The sequence below is a fragment of the Mangrovibacter phragmitis genome, assembly GCF_040429585.1.
In the GTDB taxonomy this organism is placed as follows: domain Bacteria; phylum Pseudomonadota; class Gammaproteobacteria; order Enterobacterales; family Enterobacteriaceae; genus Mangrovibacter; species Mangrovibacter phragmitis.
Window position 1 is genome coordinate 678,752 of sequence record NZ_CP134782.1, and the last position, 15,993, is coordinate 694,744.

Annotated in this window: 13 protein-coding genes; 8 read left to right on the forward strand and 5 right to left on the reverse strand. The window is 49.7% G+C overall.

Annotation, left to right across the window (positions count from 1 at the left end):
- Positions 1–10: 10 nt before the first annotated feature.
- The 6 genes from rlmKL to rmf all read left to right on the forward strand — a co-directional run bounded on the left by rlmKL (position 11) and on the right by rmf (position 7,940).
- Positions 11–2,128 carry a bifunctional 23S rRNA (guanine(2069)-N(7))-methyltransferase RlmK/23S rRNA (guanine(2445)-N(2))-methyltransferase RlmL gene (gene rlmKL / locus MPHASIOC01_RS03100; protein ID WP_064600288.1) on the forward strand — a complete coding sequence of 706 codons (2,118 nt, stop codon included), beginning with the start codon at positions 11–13 and terminating at the stop codon, positions 2,126–2,128.
- Positions 2,128–4,038, forward strand: coding sequence for an ABC transporter ATP-binding protein (locus tag MPHASIOC01_RS03105; RefSeq protein ID WP_353613904.1), 1,911 nt, complete (start codon positions 2,128–2,130; stop codon positions 4,036–4,038). The genes rlmKL and MPHASIOC01_RS03105 overlap by 1 nt, the downstream gene beginning before the upstream one ends.
- A 16-nt stretch (positions 4,039–4,054) precedes the next feature.
- Positions 4,055–5,311 (forward strand): membrane integrity-associated transporter subunit PqiA, encoded by a 1,257-nt coding sequence (pqiA, locus tag MPHASIOC01_RS03110; protein WP_064600024.1) that lies wholly within the window; start codon positions 4,055–4,057, stop codon positions 5,309–5,311.
- 1 nt (position 5,312) lies between these two features.
- A complete protein-coding gene (pqiB, locus tag MPHASIOC01_RS03115) occupies positions 5,313–6,950 on the forward strand; it encodes an intermembrane transport protein PqiB (protein ID WP_064600026.1) in 1,638 nt (545 codons plus the stop codon).
- The gene (gene pqiC, locus MPHASIOC01_RS03120; protein WP_353613905.1) at positions 6,950–7,519 is read left to right on the forward strand and encodes a membrane integrity-associated transporter subunit PqiC; all 570 of its coding nucleotides are present in this window, start codon (positions 6,950–6,952) and stop codon (positions 7,517–7,519) included. The genes pqiB and pqiC overlap by 1 nt, the downstream gene beginning before the upstream one ends.
- 253 nt (positions 7,520–7,772) lie before the next feature.
- Positions 7,773–7,940: a ribosome modulation factor gene (gene rmf / locus MPHASIOC01_RS03125; protein ID WP_064600028.1), complete on the forward strand. Its 168-nt coding sequence runs from the start codon at positions 7,773–7,775 to the stop codon at positions 7,938–7,940.
- A gap of 74 nt (positions 7,941–8,014) precedes the next feature.
- Here rmf and fabA read toward each other — a convergent pair whose 3' ends face one another.
- Positions 8,015–8,533, reverse strand: coding sequence for a bifunctional 3-hydroxydecanoyl-ACP dehydratase/trans-2-decenoyl-ACP isomerase (gene fabA / locus MPHASIOC01_RS03130; RefSeq protein WP_064600030.1), 519 nt, complete (start codon positions 8,531–8,533; stop codon positions 8,015–8,017).
- 68 nt (positions 8,534–8,601) lie between these two features.
- The gene (locus MPHASIOC01_RS03135) at positions 8,602–10,368 is read right to left on the reverse strand and encodes a Lon protease family protein (protein ID WP_353613906.1); all 1,767 of its coding nucleotides are present in this window, start codon (positions 10,366–10,368) and stop codon (positions 8,602–8,604) included.
- Positions 10,369–10,541: 173 nt separating this feature from the next.
- Between MPHASIOC01_RS03135 and matP the strand changes: the two genes are divergently transcribed.
- The gene (gene matP, locus MPHASIOC01_RS03140; protein WP_064600290.1) at positions 10,542–10,997 is read left to right on the forward strand and encodes a macrodomain Ter protein MatP; all 456 of its coding nucleotides are present in this window, start codon (positions 10,542–10,544) and stop codon (positions 10,995–10,997) included.
- A 77-nt stretch (positions 10,998–11,074) separates the two neighbouring features.
- Here matP and ompA read toward each other — a convergent pair whose 3' ends face one another.
- Both ompA and sulA read right to left on the reverse strand, forming a co-directional pair.
- Positions 11,075–12,142: a porin OmpA gene (gene ompA, locus MPHASIOC01_RS03145; protein ID WP_353613907.1), complete on the reverse strand. Its 1,068-nt coding sequence runs from the start codon at positions 12,140–12,142 to the stop codon at positions 11,075–11,077.
- Between the two features lie 359 nt (positions 12,143–12,501).
- Positions 12,502–13,020, reverse strand: a complete 519-nt coding sequence (gene sulA / locus MPHASIOC01_RS03150; protein ID WP_064600034.1) for an SOS-induced cell division inhibitor SulA — start codon at positions 13,018–13,020, stop codon at positions 12,502–12,504.
- A 215-nt stretch (positions 13,021–13,235) separates the two neighbouring features.
- Between sulA and MPHASIOC01_RS03155 the strand changes: the two genes are divergently transcribed.
- Positions 13,236–13,874 carry a TfoX/Sxy family DNA transformation protein gene (locus MPHASIOC01_RS03155; protein WP_064600036.1) on the forward strand — a complete coding sequence of 213 codons (639 nt, stop codon included), beginning with the start codon at positions 13,236–13,238 and terminating at the stop codon, positions 13,872–13,874.
- Here the strand turns inward: MPHASIOC01_RS03155 and yccS are convergent.
- The gene (yccS, locus tag MPHASIOC01_RS03160) at positions 13,867–15,993 is read right to left on the reverse strand and encodes a YccS family putative transporter (protein WP_353613908.1); all 2,127 of its coding nucleotides are present in this window, start codon (positions 15,991–15,993) and stop codon (positions 13,867–13,869) included. The genes MPHASIOC01_RS03155 and yccS overlap by 8 nt on opposite strands.

A 15,993-nucleotide genomic window follows, 5' to 3' on the forward strand; every position in this document is an offset into this window, starting at 1 on the left:
AAGTGAAACTATGAACTCTCTGTTTGCCAGCACGGCGCGTGGGCTTGAAGAACTCTTAAAGACCGAACTGGAAAACCTTGGCGCACAGCATTGCCGTGTTGTTCAGGGAGGTGTCCATTTTGATGCGGACACACAGTTGGTGTATCAAAGCCTGATGTGGAGCCGGCTGGCTTCGCGCATTCTGCTGCCTCTTGGCGAATGCAAAGTCTACAGCGATTTGGATCTCTACCTTGGGGTTATGGCGATTAACTGGCCGTCTCTGTTTGTGGAGAATGCCACTTTCGCGGTGCATTTCAATGGACTGAATGATGTTATTCGCAACAGCCAGTATGGTGCGTTGAAAGTAAAAGACGCCATTGTTGACAGCTTTACCCGCAAAAATTTGGTGCGCCCAAATGTTGACCGGGAACAACCCGACGTCCGCATTCAGGTGAGGCTGGAAAAAGAAGTCGCCAGTATTTCGCTCGACTTGAGTGGCGATGGCCTGCATCAGCGTGGTTACCGTGACAGCACTGGCCTTGCGCCAATAAAAGAAAACCTGGCTGCGGCAATTATCTTGCGTTCGGGCTGGAAGCCGGGCACGCCTTTGCTGGACCCAATGTGTGGTTCTGGCACCTTACTCATTGAAGCCGCCATGATAGCGACGGACCGGGCTCCCGGGCTTTACCGCCAGCATTGGGGCTTTACCGGGTGGGCCGCGCACGATGAAGCGGCCTGGAAAGCGGTTCGTACTGAAGCGCAGGTACGGGCGCGCCGGGGCCTTAGTGAATATACTTCGCGCTTTTATGGCAGCGATATTGACGGCCGGGTTATCGAGCGGGCGAAAACGAATGCCCGGCGAGCAGGGCTTGGCGAAGTTATTCGCTTTACCGTGGGTGATGTGGCACAGCTTACCTGCCCGCAAGATGTGCAGGAAACCGGTACTCTTATCAGTAACCCGCCTTATGGAGAACGGCTGGACAGCGAGCCGGAATTAATCGCACTGCATCATGTACTGGGCCGCGTTGTTAAACAGCAGTTTCCGGGGTGGTCACTCTCTTTGTTCAGTGCCTCTGCGGAATTACTCAGTTGTTTACAACTGCGTTCCGAGCGCCAGTTTAAAGCAAAAAATGGTCCGCTGGATTGCGTACAAAAAAACTACCAACTGTCAGCCACTGTACCCGAGCAGGCAGGCCAGTTTGCGCAGGATTTTGCTAACCGCCTGCGTAAAAATGCCAAAAAGCTGGATAAATGGGCGAAGCAGGAAGGGATTGAATGTTATCGCCTGTATGATGCCGACTTGCCGGAATACAACGTTGCCGTAGATCGTTATGCAGATAACATCGTTATTCAGGAATATGCGCCGCCTAAAACGGTCGATCCCGTGAAAGCGCGCCAGCGTCTGTTCGATATTATCGCAGCCACGATTGATGTGCTCTCACTGGCTCCAGGGCAGCTTATTCTGAAAACCCGTGAACGTCAGAAAGGGAAAAACCAGTACCAGAAGCTCAGTGAGAAAGGGCAATACAAAGAAGTGCGCGAATATAATGCCCGCTTTCTGGTTAACCTGACTGACTACCTTGATACCGGGTTATTCCTTGATCACCGCCTCGCGCGGCGTATGCTTGGGCAAATGAGCAAGGGGAAAGATTTCCTCAATCTGTTCTCTTACACCGGGAGTGCCAGTGTCCATGCCGGGCTGGGTGGAGCCAGGAGTACCACAACCGTCGATATGTCGCGTACCTATCTCGAATGGGCTGAACGCAACCTGCGGCTTAATGGCCTGAGTGGGCGAGCGCATCGCCTGATTCAGGCAGATTGCCTGGCCTGGCTGGCAGAGTCGAATGAACACTATGATCTGATTTTTATCGATCCGCCTACATTTTCTAACTCTAAACGCATGGACAACACATTTGATGTCCAGCGAGATCATATTGCTGTAATGCGTGATCTCAACCGGTTGCTGCGTGATGGCGGCACCATCGTTTTTTCCAATAATAAACGCGGTTTCAGAATGGACCACGAAGGGCTTGCTGCTCTGGGCCTGGAAGCACAGGATATCACTGCAAAAACCCAGTCGCAGGACTTTGCCCGCAATCGTCAGATTCATAACTGCTGGCTTATTCGCCGCGTAACCAGGAAATCATAATGTCGTTAATTAGTATGCATGGTGCGTGGCTGTCTTTCAGCGATGCGCCACTTCTTGATAATGCTGAATTACATATTGAGAATAACGAGCGTGTTTGTCTTGTCGGGCGCAATGGTGCCGGCAAATCAACGCTGATGAAAATTCTGAATAAAGAGATCCCTCTTGATGACGGCCGTCTGATTTATGAGCAGTACCTGGTGGTTGCCCGTCTGCAACAGGATCCACCACGAGATGTGGGTGGCACCGTATATGACTTCGTTGCCCAGGGAGTGGAAGAGCAGGCGGTATATCTCAAGGAATACCATGAGATCTCTCGCCTGGTTATGCAGGAGCCGAGTGAGAAGAATCTAAATGCGATGGCCCGGGTTCAGGAACAGCTCGACCACCACGGTTTGTGGCAACTGGAAAACCGCATTAATGATGTTCTGAGCCAACTGGAACTGGACCCAAATACGGAACTGGCTGCGTTATCTGGCGGTTGGCTACGTAAAGCAGCATTAGGGCGAGCACTGGTGAGTGCTCCGCATGTATTGCTGCTCGACGAGCCCACTAACCACCTGGACATCGAAACTATCGACTGGCTGGAAACTTTCCTGAAAAGTTACCAGGGCAGCATTGTCTTTATTTCCCATGACCGTTCTTTCATTCGCAATATGTCCACGCGGATTGTCGACCTCGATCGTGGGAAACTGGTCTCCTACCCGGGGGATTACGACAAATATCTGGTCGCCCGCGAAGAAGCGCTACGCGTAGAAGAGTTACAAAATGCGGAATTTGACCGCAAACTGGCTCAGGAAGAGGTATGGATCCGTCAGGGCATTAAAGCACGCCGTACCCGTAATGAAGGGCGAGTGAGAGCACTGAAAGCTATGCGCCGGGAACGCGGTGAACGCCGGGAAGTGATGGGCCGCGCCCAAATGCAAGTCGAAGAAGCCAGCCGTTCCGGCAAAATTGTGTTCGAAATTGAAAACCTGCATTACGCCATTGAAGACAAAGTGCTGGTGGATAATTTCTCCTCACAAGTACAGCGCGGCGATAAAATTGCCCTCGTTGGTCCGAATGGTTGCGGTAAAACCACACTGCTTAAGCTGATGCTGGGGCAGTTGCAGGTTCAGTCCGGGCGTGTACATGTGGGGACGAAGCTGGAAGTGGCCTATTTTGACCAGCACCGTGCCGAGCTGGATCCGGACCGTACCGTTATGGATAACCTGGCTGAAGGTAAACAGGAAGTGATGGTCAATGGCCGTTCGCGCCATGTCCTTGGTTATCTCCAGGACTTTTTATTCCACCCCAAACGCGCCATGACACCAGTGAGCGCGTTATCTGGTGGTGAGCGTAACCGTCTGTTGCTGGCCAGGTTATTCCTGAAACCCAGTAACTTATTAATTCTCGATGAGCCCACGAACGACCTGGATGTTGAAACGCTGGAATTGCTCGAAGAACTGATCGACAGCTACCAGGGAACCGTCTTACTGGTGAGCCATGACCGGCAATTTGTCGATAACACTGTAACAGAGTGTTGGATCTTTGAAGGTGAAGGGCGTATTGGCCAGTATGTTGGCGGTTATTTTGATGCCAAAGGGCAGCAGGCGTCGGCACAACCATTGAAAGCAACGGTGAATAATGCGCCTGTTGAACAACAAAAAGTGCCGAAAGCAGAAACAGTCAAACGGCAGGCCAATAAACTAAGTTATAAACTTCAACGTGAACTGGAACAATTACCTGCTCAACTTGAACAGCTTGAAGCCGATATCGATGTGCTGCAAAGCCAGGTTAGCGATGGTGGTTTTTTCAACCAGCCTCATGATGTTACCCAACGGGTTCTGGAGCAACTCTCTGCTGCTGAGCAGGCGCTTGAAACGGCTTTTGAGCGCTGGGAATACCTGGAAGGTTTGAAAAACGGCGATTAACACAAAGAGGCAGGATATGTGCACTAACCACCTGACACAGCAGGCCATTTTGTGCGGCCATTGCGATATGCTGGTTGCTCTTCCTGCCCTTGGCACAGGCGAAAAGGCCTGTTGCCCACGTTGTGGAAATACGCTGACTACGCGCTGGGATGAACCCCGCAAGCGGCCAACTGCTTATGCACTGGCCGCACTATTTATGTTGTTACTGGCAAACTTATTTCCGTTCGTGAATATGAGTGTTGCTGGTGTGAACAGTGAAATTTCGCTGTTATCCATCCCTGATGTAATGTTTTCTGAAGATTACGCCAGCCTGGGATCATTATTTATGATTTTGGTCCAGGCTGTGCCTGCTCTTTCGTTGGTAGCCATTCTGCTACTGGTTAACCGGGTCCGGCTCAGTCCGGTATCAAAAAGGCGTCTTGCCTGGCTGTTATTTCACCTGAAAAGCTGGGGGATGGCGGAAATATTCCTGGCTGGTGTTCTGGTAAGCTTCGTGAAATTAATGGCGTATGGCGATATTGGCATTGGCCTGAGTTTTATTCCATGGTGCCTGTTCTGTGTACTGCAACTGCGCGCCGTACAGTGTGTGGATCGCCGCTGGCTGTGGAATGACATTTCCCCCGCACCAGCTATTCCCCTGGCATGTCAACCCGGTAAAACGGGCATGAAACAAGGGCTACGCTCATGTTCATGCTGTACCGCAATATTGCCCCAGGATGTCGCACAGTGCCCACGTTGCCACAGCTATGGGCATGTACGCCGCCGCCACAGCCTGCAGTGGACAACAGCACTGCTGTTAACCTCGGTGATGCTGTATTTCCCAGCCAATATACTGCCTGTCATGATTACCGACCTGCTGGGAAGTAAGCTTCCATCCACCATAATTGCTGGTGTGGTGTTGCTGTGGAGCGAAGGCTCTTATCCGGTGGCTCTGGTCATCTTTATTGCCAGCATTATGGTGCCCACCCTTAAAATGATTGCTATTGGCTGGCTTTGCCTTGATGCCAGGGGTTTTGTACAGCGCGACAGCGAAAGAATGCATTTGGTTTACGAGGTTGTCGAGTTTGTTGGTCGTTGGTCAATGATTGATGTTTTTGTAATCGCTGTATTGTCGGCTCTGGTCCGCATGGGGTCGTTAATGAACATTTACCCGGCGATGGGGGCGCTTATGTTCGCGCTGGTGGTCATACTCACAATGTTTGCTGCAATGACATTTGACCCTCGTCTCATCTGGGACAGGAAGCCAGAATCAAGCCAAGAGGAGTTGTCGTAACATGGATTCAAACCGTGGGGAAGCAAAGGTGCATAAAGTGAAAAACTGGTCTCCGGTTTGGATCTTCCCGATAGTCACCGCCCTGATTGGTGCGTGGATCTTATTTTATCACTACAGCCATCAGGGGCCGGAAGTGACACTTATCACCACCAATGCAGAAGGTATCGTTGGCGGGAAAACGGCAATTAAAAGCCGCAGTGTGGATGTTGGGATCGTGGAAAGTGCGGTACTGACAGATGACCTGCACCATGTGGAAATCAAAGCCCGGCTGAATACTGGCATGGAAAAACTACTGCGCAAAGATTCCGTTTTCTGGGTGGTGAAACCGCAGATTGGCCGCGAGGGGGTCAGCGGGCTGAGTACACTGTTATCGGGGGCGTATATTGAATTGCAGCCCGGAAAACAAGGGGAAGCACCAGAGCACTATGATTTGCTGGATTCTCCTCCCCTGGCACCACCTGATGCCAAAGGGATTCGTGTCATTCTTGACAGCAGCCGGGCAGGGCAACTTAACCCTGGTGACCCGGTACTATTCAGAGGGTATCGGGTCGGCTCTGTTGAAACCAGCTCATTCGATGCTCAGAAACGAACGATGCAATATCAGTTATTCATCAGTGCACCCAATGATCGTCTGGTCACTACAAATGTCCGTTTCTGGAAAGACAGCGGTATTGCCGTCGATCTGACCTCTGCCGGTATGCGTGTTGAAATGGGGTCGTTGTCGACGTTGTTCAGTGGCGGGGTTAGCTTTGATGTACCGGATGGGCAATTAACCGGTGAGCCTGTCGCTGATCACAGTGAGTTTCAGTTGTATGATGACCAAAAAAGCATTCAGGATTCGTTCTACACCGAGCATGTTGATTACCTGATGTTTTTTAAAGATTCAATTCGTGGCCTGCAACCGGGCGCGCCAGTTGAGTTTCGCGGTATTCGCCTGGGCACGGTGCAGAAAGTGCCTTATCTGGTGCCACAGTTGCAGCAAAAGATTAACGAAGACTACCGGATACCGGTACTGGTTCGTATTGAGCCGCAGCGCATTGAAAATGAGCTGGGTGAAGGGCCTGAAGTTCAGGGACACCTGAAAATGCTACTCTCCCGCGGGCTGAGGGCCTCCCTGAAAACGGGTAACCTGTTGACCGGGGCATTGTATATCGACCTCGACTTTTATCCTAAAGAAGGTGCCTATAAAGGCCCTCTGGAGGTCGGTGCATACCAGGTGATTCCCACAGTGAGCGGTGGGTTGTCTCAGATCCAACAGAAACTGACGGATGCACTGGATAAAATCAACGCATTGCCACTTAACCCGATGTTAAACCAGGCAACCAGTACACTCAAAGAAACGCAAAATACCATGAAGTCGTTGCAATCCACGCTGAACAACCTGAATAAGATAGCAGGCAGCGAATCCATGCAAGGCCTTCCGGCAGACATGCAAAAAACGTTGCGTGAACTTAACCGGAGTATGCAGGGCTTCCAGCCAGGTTCTGCCGCATATAATAAAATGGTTGCCGATATGCAGCGCCTGGATCAGGTATTACGTGAGTTACAACCGGTTCTGCAAACGCTGAACAATAAGAGTAATGCATTGATCTTCGAGGCGCACAGCAAGAAAGATCCGCAGCCGAAGGGGGCGAAATAATGAAACAATGGATGATGTTCGTTATGGTACTGGTGCTCTCGGCTTGCAGTAGTACCACTACTACTAAGCTTTACCAGTTACCGGTGGATCACAATGCGGTTTCCTCTGTGTCGGGAAAAACTGGGGGAGCTCAAAAACTGTTGTGGGTTTCGCAGATTAGTGTGCCGGATTTTCTGGCTGGCAGTGGAGTGGTTTACCAGACTTCAGACGTGAACTACGTGGTTGCCAAACAAAACTTATGGGCCAGCCCGCTGGACCAGCAACTGCGCGATACTCTGGTGGCAAACCTCTCCACAGCTTTACCCGGCTGGGTGGTATCGTCACAACCACTGGGTAACGACCAGGATAGCCTTAGTGTAGTAATAAGCGGTTTCCAGGGGCGCTATGACGGGCAGGTTGTGGTGAGTGGTGAATGGTTGCTTAACCAAAAGGGTGAGTACACGCGGCGCCCATTCTCTGTCACTTTGCCTCAGCAGGGGGATGGTTATGATGCCATGGTGAAAGGGTTAGCGACGGCCTGGCAACAGGAAGCCCGCAGTATCGCGGCACAGTTACAGGCACAACACTAATTTACATTTCTTTATTCAGCACCTGTCTGGCATTTTTACCAGCGGGTGCTTTTTTTTGCATCAGAGACTTACCTGCCCAACTCCCGTTTTTAGGTGAAAAATTATGTCAATTGTGCCTCATTAATATGACATTGGCGTGAATTTTGCGCATTGACGATGCCATAAAATGAGCGTATTCGTTATTACTGATTGCATAAATTGTAATCACTGTTTTCTTTTCCACCAGACAACAAATGAATGAGGGAAACGAGGCATGAAGAGACAAAAACGAGATCGCCTGGAACGGGCTCACCAGAGAGGCTATCAGGCTGGCATTACAGGCCACTCAAAAGAGATGTGCCCTTATCAGACGCTAAATCAGAGGTCTCATTGGCTGGGAGGCTGGCGAAAAGCCATGGAGGACAAGGTGTCATTTGCATGACCCTGTCTCTTTAGAGCAAAAAAGAAACCTCCGCAATGCGGAGGTTTCGCGTTTTAGCCAGGCTGTGGCTCAAATCAGAAAGCAGAAGTATCTTTAAACAAGCCTACTTTGAGGTCGGTGGCAGTATAAATAACGCGGCCATCAACCAGCACCTCACCATCTGCAAGGCCCATAATCAGGCGGCGGTTTACCACACGTTTAAAGTGAATACGGTACGTAACTTTTTTCGCGGTAGGCAGAACCTGTCCGGTGAATTTCACTTCGCCAACACCCAGTGCGCGGCCTTTACCTTCTCCGCCGAGCCAGCCCAGATAAAAGCCGACTAACTGCCACATTGCATCCAGCCCAAGGCAGCCAGGCATCACCGGATCACCAATAAAGTGGCAGCCAAAGAACCATAAATCAGGATTAATATCGAGTTCGGCTTCAACATATCCTTTGTCGAAATTGCCACCGGTTTCAGTCATTTTGACAACCCGGTCCATCATCAGCATATCTGGTGCTGGCAGTTGTGGACCTTCGGCGCCAAATAGTTCGCCACGACCAGAAGCAAGTAGATCTTCTTTTGAATAAGATTCGCGTTTATCAACCATGTCTACAATAAGCCTTATTTTAGTGAAGCACGCAGGTTAGCGAACAGGTGTACGCTCAACAAGTCCGATCAGTTGTGGTTAAACCAGTTTAACCACCGTAACGGCCAGGGCAGCCGATGCCTGGCATCCTGCTGACTTGCCTGAGCGATGCGTTCCTGTACCAACTGCATAAGATTGTTACGCCCCTGGATTTCATCACTCCAGGGTAAACCTGTTAATAAAGGTAGAGCATCGAACACATCCTCGACAGCCCAGATATAAAACTGCTCTTGTTCCACAGCGCTGCGTAACGGTTCACACAGGCTGAGATGGCGCACATTCGCCAGAGGAATAATAACCCCCTGATTACCGGTAAGGCCCCGTGCTGCACAGAGAGCAAAGAAGCTTTCAATTTTCTCGTTAAGCCCACCAACTGGCTGTGCACAGCCAAATTGATCAACAGAACCAGTAATGGCAATGTTCTGGTAAACAGGCACATCTGCCAGTGCACTAATAAAGGCGCAGAGTTCAGCCATTGATGCACTGTCGCCATCAACCTCACTATAAGATTGCTCAAAGGTTAACGATGCAGAGAAAGGCAACTGTTGGTCCAGATCCAGCTCAGCCATCAGGAAGGCCTGCATAATCATCATGCCTTTGGCATGAATATTCCCACCAAGTTCCGCTTTACGTTCAATATCTGTCAGTTCTCCATCACCAACATGCACAACACAACTAATGCGAGACGGTTCGCCAACAGGTCGGGGATGACCGGGAAATTCAATCACAGACAGTGCGTTGATTTGCCCAACGCGTTCACCCTGGGTTTCCACGCGCACCTGGTCGTCGAGAATATCATCCAGAATACGTTCTGCAAGATACCCTTCACGCCAGGCTTGTTTCTCAAGAAACAGTTGGAAGGCTTCGCCACTAAAAGTCTCTGTGCCCGTGGCGGTAGCGATGGACGTGAAAAGGCGTTCAAACCACAAAGGGTTAACGGGCAGAGAGCACTGGTCTTCAGTATAGCGAGTTGCGAGTTCCAGCAACCGGGGCCAGGCATCACTGGCAGGTCTGGGAAGCGCTTTATTCAGTGCCCGGTTGTGAATCCAGTTTCGCCAGCGAATAATATCCTGCTCGTCATTAATCAGAATTTCATCTTCGTATTCGCTGTATACCGCTATTTCTGTCATTTCTGGCGTAAGGGCGTCCAACTCTGCCAGTTCGTCGCGGTCCCCAACCAGAATCAGGCGAATATCCAGAGGAATAGCTGGCATCGTTACTGGGAGCGGCTTTGTTTCATCCGGCGAAAACCAGGTGAACACCTGACGTGTAACCCACTGCTTCACCCGTAACCACATCAGGGGTTGTTCAAGCAGCAAACGCAGGCTGAGAATAAGCACGCCACCATTGGCGCGGTGGAGAAGCCCTGGTTGGGCTGAAAGCTCACCGTTGAACTGGCGAATACAACCACATAACTGCTCATTTTCCGCCCAGGCTGTGCTGAGCACATTTGGACGAGTGCAGAACAGTGCATCTTCTGTTGTTGGTGCGTCAAATGTGACATCTGTAGTGGAGAAACGGTAATGGCCTCCATACAGTGAATTGGTGCCAGTAAACTGTTGGGAAACCAGCTCATGGATCGTATCAAGATAAGGCTGTGTGCCGGGAGCTTTGATCACCATAAAACGTGACGGCACAGAAGGGTGCAGGAAGTGTGTCAGTGTATCAGTAAGGCGTGGCTGTATGCTCTGTAACGCCTGGGAAACAGCATCGTTATCGCCTGGCTGTGCAAACAGAGAGTCATAGGGTGTTGCATCCAGGGTAAGTGCTTGTGATGTCAGTCGATTAATGGTCAATGTGATATTTATAAGTTAGTTGCCAAAACAGCGATTATACAATAAGCCACTTCGTGACACACCTGAAACAAGACTTGCTTTCCTTGCAGACAAACAACTTATCATTTCTGGTGCGCGAACGGGCAGAAAAGCTGATATTCTGTAACGGGTTAAACGGTTACGCCGAGATCATAATGAAATATCAACAACTCGAAAATCTCGAAAGCGGCTGGAAATGGAAATATCTGGTAAAAAAACACCGCGAAGGTGAGGCTATTACTCGCCATATTGAAGCCAGTATGGCGCAGGAGGCGGTTTCCGCTCTGCTGGAACTGGAAAGTAATCCTGTGCGTGTTCTTAGCTGGATTGACCAGCATATGAACCCGGCTCTTGCCAACAGAATGAAACAAACTATTCGTGCGCGCCGCAAGCGGCACTTCAATGCTGAACATCAGCATACCCGCAAAAAGTCTATCGACCTCGAGTTTGCGGTATGGCAACGGCTGGCATCTCTGGCCCGGCGCCGTAACAGCACGTTATCAGAGACTATTGTTCAGTTAATCGAAGATGCAGAGCGTAAAGAAAAATACGCGTCAAAAATGACTACACTTAAAGACGACCTCAGGGCATTGCTTGGCGATAAAAAATAACCTGTTCCTGAGCGCGTTATTCACAAGACTGAAAAAACAAAAAACCCACCGAAGTGGGTTTTTTGTTGCGTGGTAACTTAAGCCTGAGGCTGAGTCACAACGTCTTTAACGCCTTTAACTTCGATCTCAACACGACGATCCGGTGCCAGGCAATTGATCAGCGCTGCACGTGCTTTCACGTTGTTGCAGGTGCTGCCAGTAACCGGGTTGGATTCACCCATGCCGCGTGCAGAAATCTTGTTAGACGGGATACCTTTAGAAACCAGGTAATCAACAACGCTCTGAGCGCGCTGTTCAGACAGTTTCTGGTTGTAGGAATCAGAACCGATACGGTCAGTGAAGCCCAGAACAACAACAGAGCCATCTTTAGGATCCAGGTTGCTCAGCTGAGTGTACAGCTGATCAAGCGCCTGGCGGCCTTCAGGTTTCAGGGTAGATTTGCCGAAAGCAAACAGCACGTCAGATTTCAGAGTGAAATGTTTGGTGCTTACTTCAGGAGCCGGAGCAGGAGCCGGAGCCGGAGCCGGAGCCACTACCGGAGCTGGTTCGCTCTGACCAAAACGGTAGGAAACACCAACACTCAGCATACCGTTATCAGGACGAGCACCTACAGTGCCTGCATCACCGATATTGTTAACCCACTGGTATTCCAGGCGGGTTGCGATTTCCGGAGTGATTGCATATTCAACACCGCCAGCGAATACTGGAGAAACGCCAGTATCGTGATTTTTCAGGCCAGTGTTTTCTTTAGAATCAGCACGCCATACCATGCCACCCAGACGAGTATATACATCCAGATCGTCCATTACCGGGTAGCTCAGTTTAGCAGTCAGCTGAACGCCTTGAGCTTTGAACGCACCGTTAGTTACGCTGCCTTTATAAGGCATACGACCTAACCAGTCATAACCCATTTCAAAACCAACATACGGGTTAACCTGGTAACCGCCGTAAGCACCAGCACCCAGTTGGCTTTGATGAGTCGGGCCATTGTTTTGAGTATAGCCGTTGCCATAAAAGCCGGTATCGTGGTACTGGGACCAACCCAGTTTACCACCTGCATACCAGGTGTTATCTTTCGGTGCTGCCTGTGCTACGGTAGCGAAACCAGCCAGTGCCACTGCAATTGCGATAGCTGTCTTTTTCATTTTTTGCGCCTCATTATCATCCAAAAGGCCATAGGTCTTTAAATCAATCAAAACCCACGGTTAAATCCTTCACCCGGGTTATCGCTCAATTGCCACTCTACCGATAAACTCGGTTTATTATGAGCAACCCTGGCGAGTTAAAGTCTACAACTTAGTTAGAAAGTTACAAGTGTGAACTCAGTCAGACATATGAAAAAAATCTGACTACGGATTAAATTTTTACGGCAGAATGGATGCAAGGCGCTGCGCACAAAACGTGAATCTTTTAGCGGAAATCCCGCCAGACATGGCTTTTCTGATGCTGATTATTTCCAGTTATTCAGATGATTCGCCATGTTCAGGAATTATCCTAAATTTACTTAGTGATACAAATTTGATTGAATTTTTAGCCCAAAATTTTGTCTGTCGCTCAAATTAACCTGAGAAACAGGTCGCATGATAAACCCAATTGCCTGCCCTTGCTCGGCTGATTGCTGCAATAGTAACCGCTCCTGATCACTCAATTCTTCTGGCAACCAGCCAATTACGACACTGTAGTTACCTGAGTTTAAGGCTTTAGCCATAGCCGAAACAGTTGTGGGTTGTTGTTCATGCCGTGCCTGCACATGCATAACTTTTGACAGGGGCAAACCTGCAGAAACCAGCCATTGGCGGTTTAATTTCTGCCCGGGAGTAATCCATAACTGCCAGCGTGCCTGCTGGCTTAACTGGCGCAGCAAGGGCAAGAGGATCAATTGAGACATCCAGGGTTGGTCTTCACGAAACATCATTTCACTGACAATACCTTGTGCAATAGCCGGCTGTTCTTCTAAACCGGCCTGGTAATGCTCATTAATATGATGAGTGATACTTCGGTTTTGGTAAGCCAATGCGTTCATAATGAGTTCCGCCTTTGTCACTGTATGAATATACAGTAATGCGCAATGGATGAAAGATCAACAAAAAATTTTGGAAATTCCCTCGCAAAACCGATAACAAATAACTTAAACCCTTAACCTCTTCTTGCCCTGAAGAGGTAACTTTCTTATGGTTAAACGAGGGTGTCCCGGATTAGGGATTATTCGTTATTACATAATGAAATGTAAGGATTTTTATGGGAAAGGTCTCCACTCCACGTATTAAGGCTTCATTAGAAAAACTCTCTTCTCTGGGCCGCATTTCTTCACGAGCTTTGTTCGGCGGGTACAGCATTATGGCTGACAATGTTGCTTTTGCCATGGTGAGTAAAGGGCAGCTTTACTTGCGTGCCTGTGAGGAAAATACAGGCTACTTTACCTCGCGTAACTTGCCGCTATTAGTTACGCATAAACGTGGGCGCCCGCTGTCACTGAACTATTTCCGTGTTGATGAAACGCTCTGGAATGACGATGAGCAGCTCATCACCCTTGCGGGGCAGGCTCTTGCCGCCGCCAGGAAGGAAAAGCGGGAAAAGCAGGTAGTCCGGCGAATTAAAGACTTGCCAAATGTCACTTTCGGCCTGGAAATGATGCTATGGGAAGCGGGTATCCGCGATATTGAAACCCTGAAAAATAAAGGGGCAAAGGCATGCTGGATAATCCTGCGCCAGCGTTGCAATACCCTGGGAGCCAAGATATTGCTGTCTTTGGAGGGCGCTATCACAGGTTCCCATAGTGAGGCGCTCCCACGCCAAAGGCAGTGGGAGCTTAATGAATGGGCACAGCAACAACTCGAGCAGGAAGCCAGAGATAAAGTGCGGCGCAAATCTAACTAATCTGAGTACGTAGTTTTGAAAGCTCGGGCAGTATTGAAATCAGTAAACCAATTTGTTGAAGAACAAGTGGTTCCTTGCCGTCAGCCTTTTGGTCCTGTTTGCTGATGCGTTGTACCAGTTCTGCCAGAGCTTGCTGGACTTTTTCATCATCGGCTGGTTCGTGATGTAGCGCATCGTCTACATAACAGACTGCATCATCAAGAATTGTCAGTATCTGGTTGTTACTGAGTTTTTCCCGGTGTGCGCCCAGGGCGGAGATATAACTGTTAAATGTGTGGTTCAGGCACAACAGGCGAAAAGCTGCCTCACGAACCTGCTGCGTCATATGTGGTTCGGAAGACATATTTGAGACTACGGATGCCAGTTCCGCATCACGGTTATAGGCATCGCGACGGGCAATACGGTAAGCCAGTCGGTTATCTCTGCCCTGGTGGTATTGCTCAAGTATAGCGTCCAGATAGCGGCAGTTAGCATTAATGGCGCGCTCAGCTACTTGCGGTAACCGCCGGAAACGCCAGTCAGGCCAGATAAAGGAGACTGCAGCCCATGCAATGGCACAACCCAGTAATGTGTCAATGATGCGTGGCAGCGCAACTTCAAAACCTTCACCCAACAGATTAAAACACAGTAGCACCAACAAGGTGATAAACATCGTTGCATGAGCATACTGAACATTACGGAATGCGAAAAACAGCACGCCGGTAATAACGATTAACACCAGTTGGCCTTCCAGCGAGGGCACAAACCACAGCACAGGAATACCAATGGCAACCCCGACCAGCGTGCCGACGACCCGCAGTGTCAGACGGTGTCGGGTGGCATTATAGTTGGGCTGGCATACAAACAGGCTGGTAAGCAAAATCCAGTAGCCATGATTCATCCCGGTAAATTGTATAAAAGCATAGCCAACACATAATACCACTGACATTCGAATGGCATGGCGAAACAGTGCCGATTCTGGTGTGAGGTTACGGCTTAAGCGTAACCAGATATCACTGAACCCTGTTATCCCATCGTCGGCGAGGCGGTTGTCTGTATCCAGCTTGATTCCGGCTTCTGTCTGCTCAGATTCAATGGTAGCCAGCTGTGCATCAATAGCGCGTAAATTGTTTATCAAGTATTCCAGCGCAGTTAACTCAGGCATTACTGCCTGGCTGGCTTTGATGCGCGCCATTGCGGTGTCCAGGTGTGCGAACGCATTATCAAAGCGGGTATCATGAGAATAAGGCGTACGTGACAAAATGCATTGTGCGAGTTGGTTGCAAGCCTGGGATTGCATAAATAATATACGCTGAAAACGGAACATAATATCGCTGTGGCGAAATTTATCTCTCAGACTTTGGTACTGGATGTGGGACGAGTTCGCCCTCTCATGAATATCCTGGGCAACAAAATAATAGTGCAGCGTGCGGCGAGTATTTTTTTGCCCCCGGTCGCCACGCAGCCGGGTCAGTAGCGATGCCTTGGTCTGATTCAGGGTATTGACCAAATCACTGTTAGCCATCGCCAGCGCATAGAGTGGTGCCTGTGCATCAGTCTCAATATCAGGGTCAAATAAACGCGACTTTATCTCCAGAAAATGCGCCAGTTGTTTGTAGCAACGAGACAGGTTGTCCTGCAGGGGCCGTACCGGGAAGATTAAATGACCAGACAGGGTGAGGATGTTGTACCATATTGCGCCAGCGAGCAAGAACAGAGGTTGCTGATACCAGTGTTCATACAACGAAACACCCAGCATGGTATAGATGGCAATCAGCAGCGCTCCAAAGGCAATGGTGGCATAACGCTGTCCAAGCCCGCCAAGCAGAATAAAACCGCAGGTGGAACTCATCAGGCCGAGGGTGAACAACCAGGGCCAGGGAAACAACAGTTCAACAGATGCCGATGCGATAAAAAAACACAGTAACGTGATAAGCAAATTTTTGAGCCGGCCAGTCAGCCTGTCGTCCAGGTCGGTAAGTGCCGCAGCGACCACACCCAGAGTTAATGGAATGGTGAGGCGAACCTCACCGAGCCACCAGGGATATGCTGCTGCGCCCAGCAAAGCAACAAAAATGCGCAAGTTATAAAGCCAGCTACTTTTCCATGTATAACGGCGCAGCCATTGAGAGATTAACAT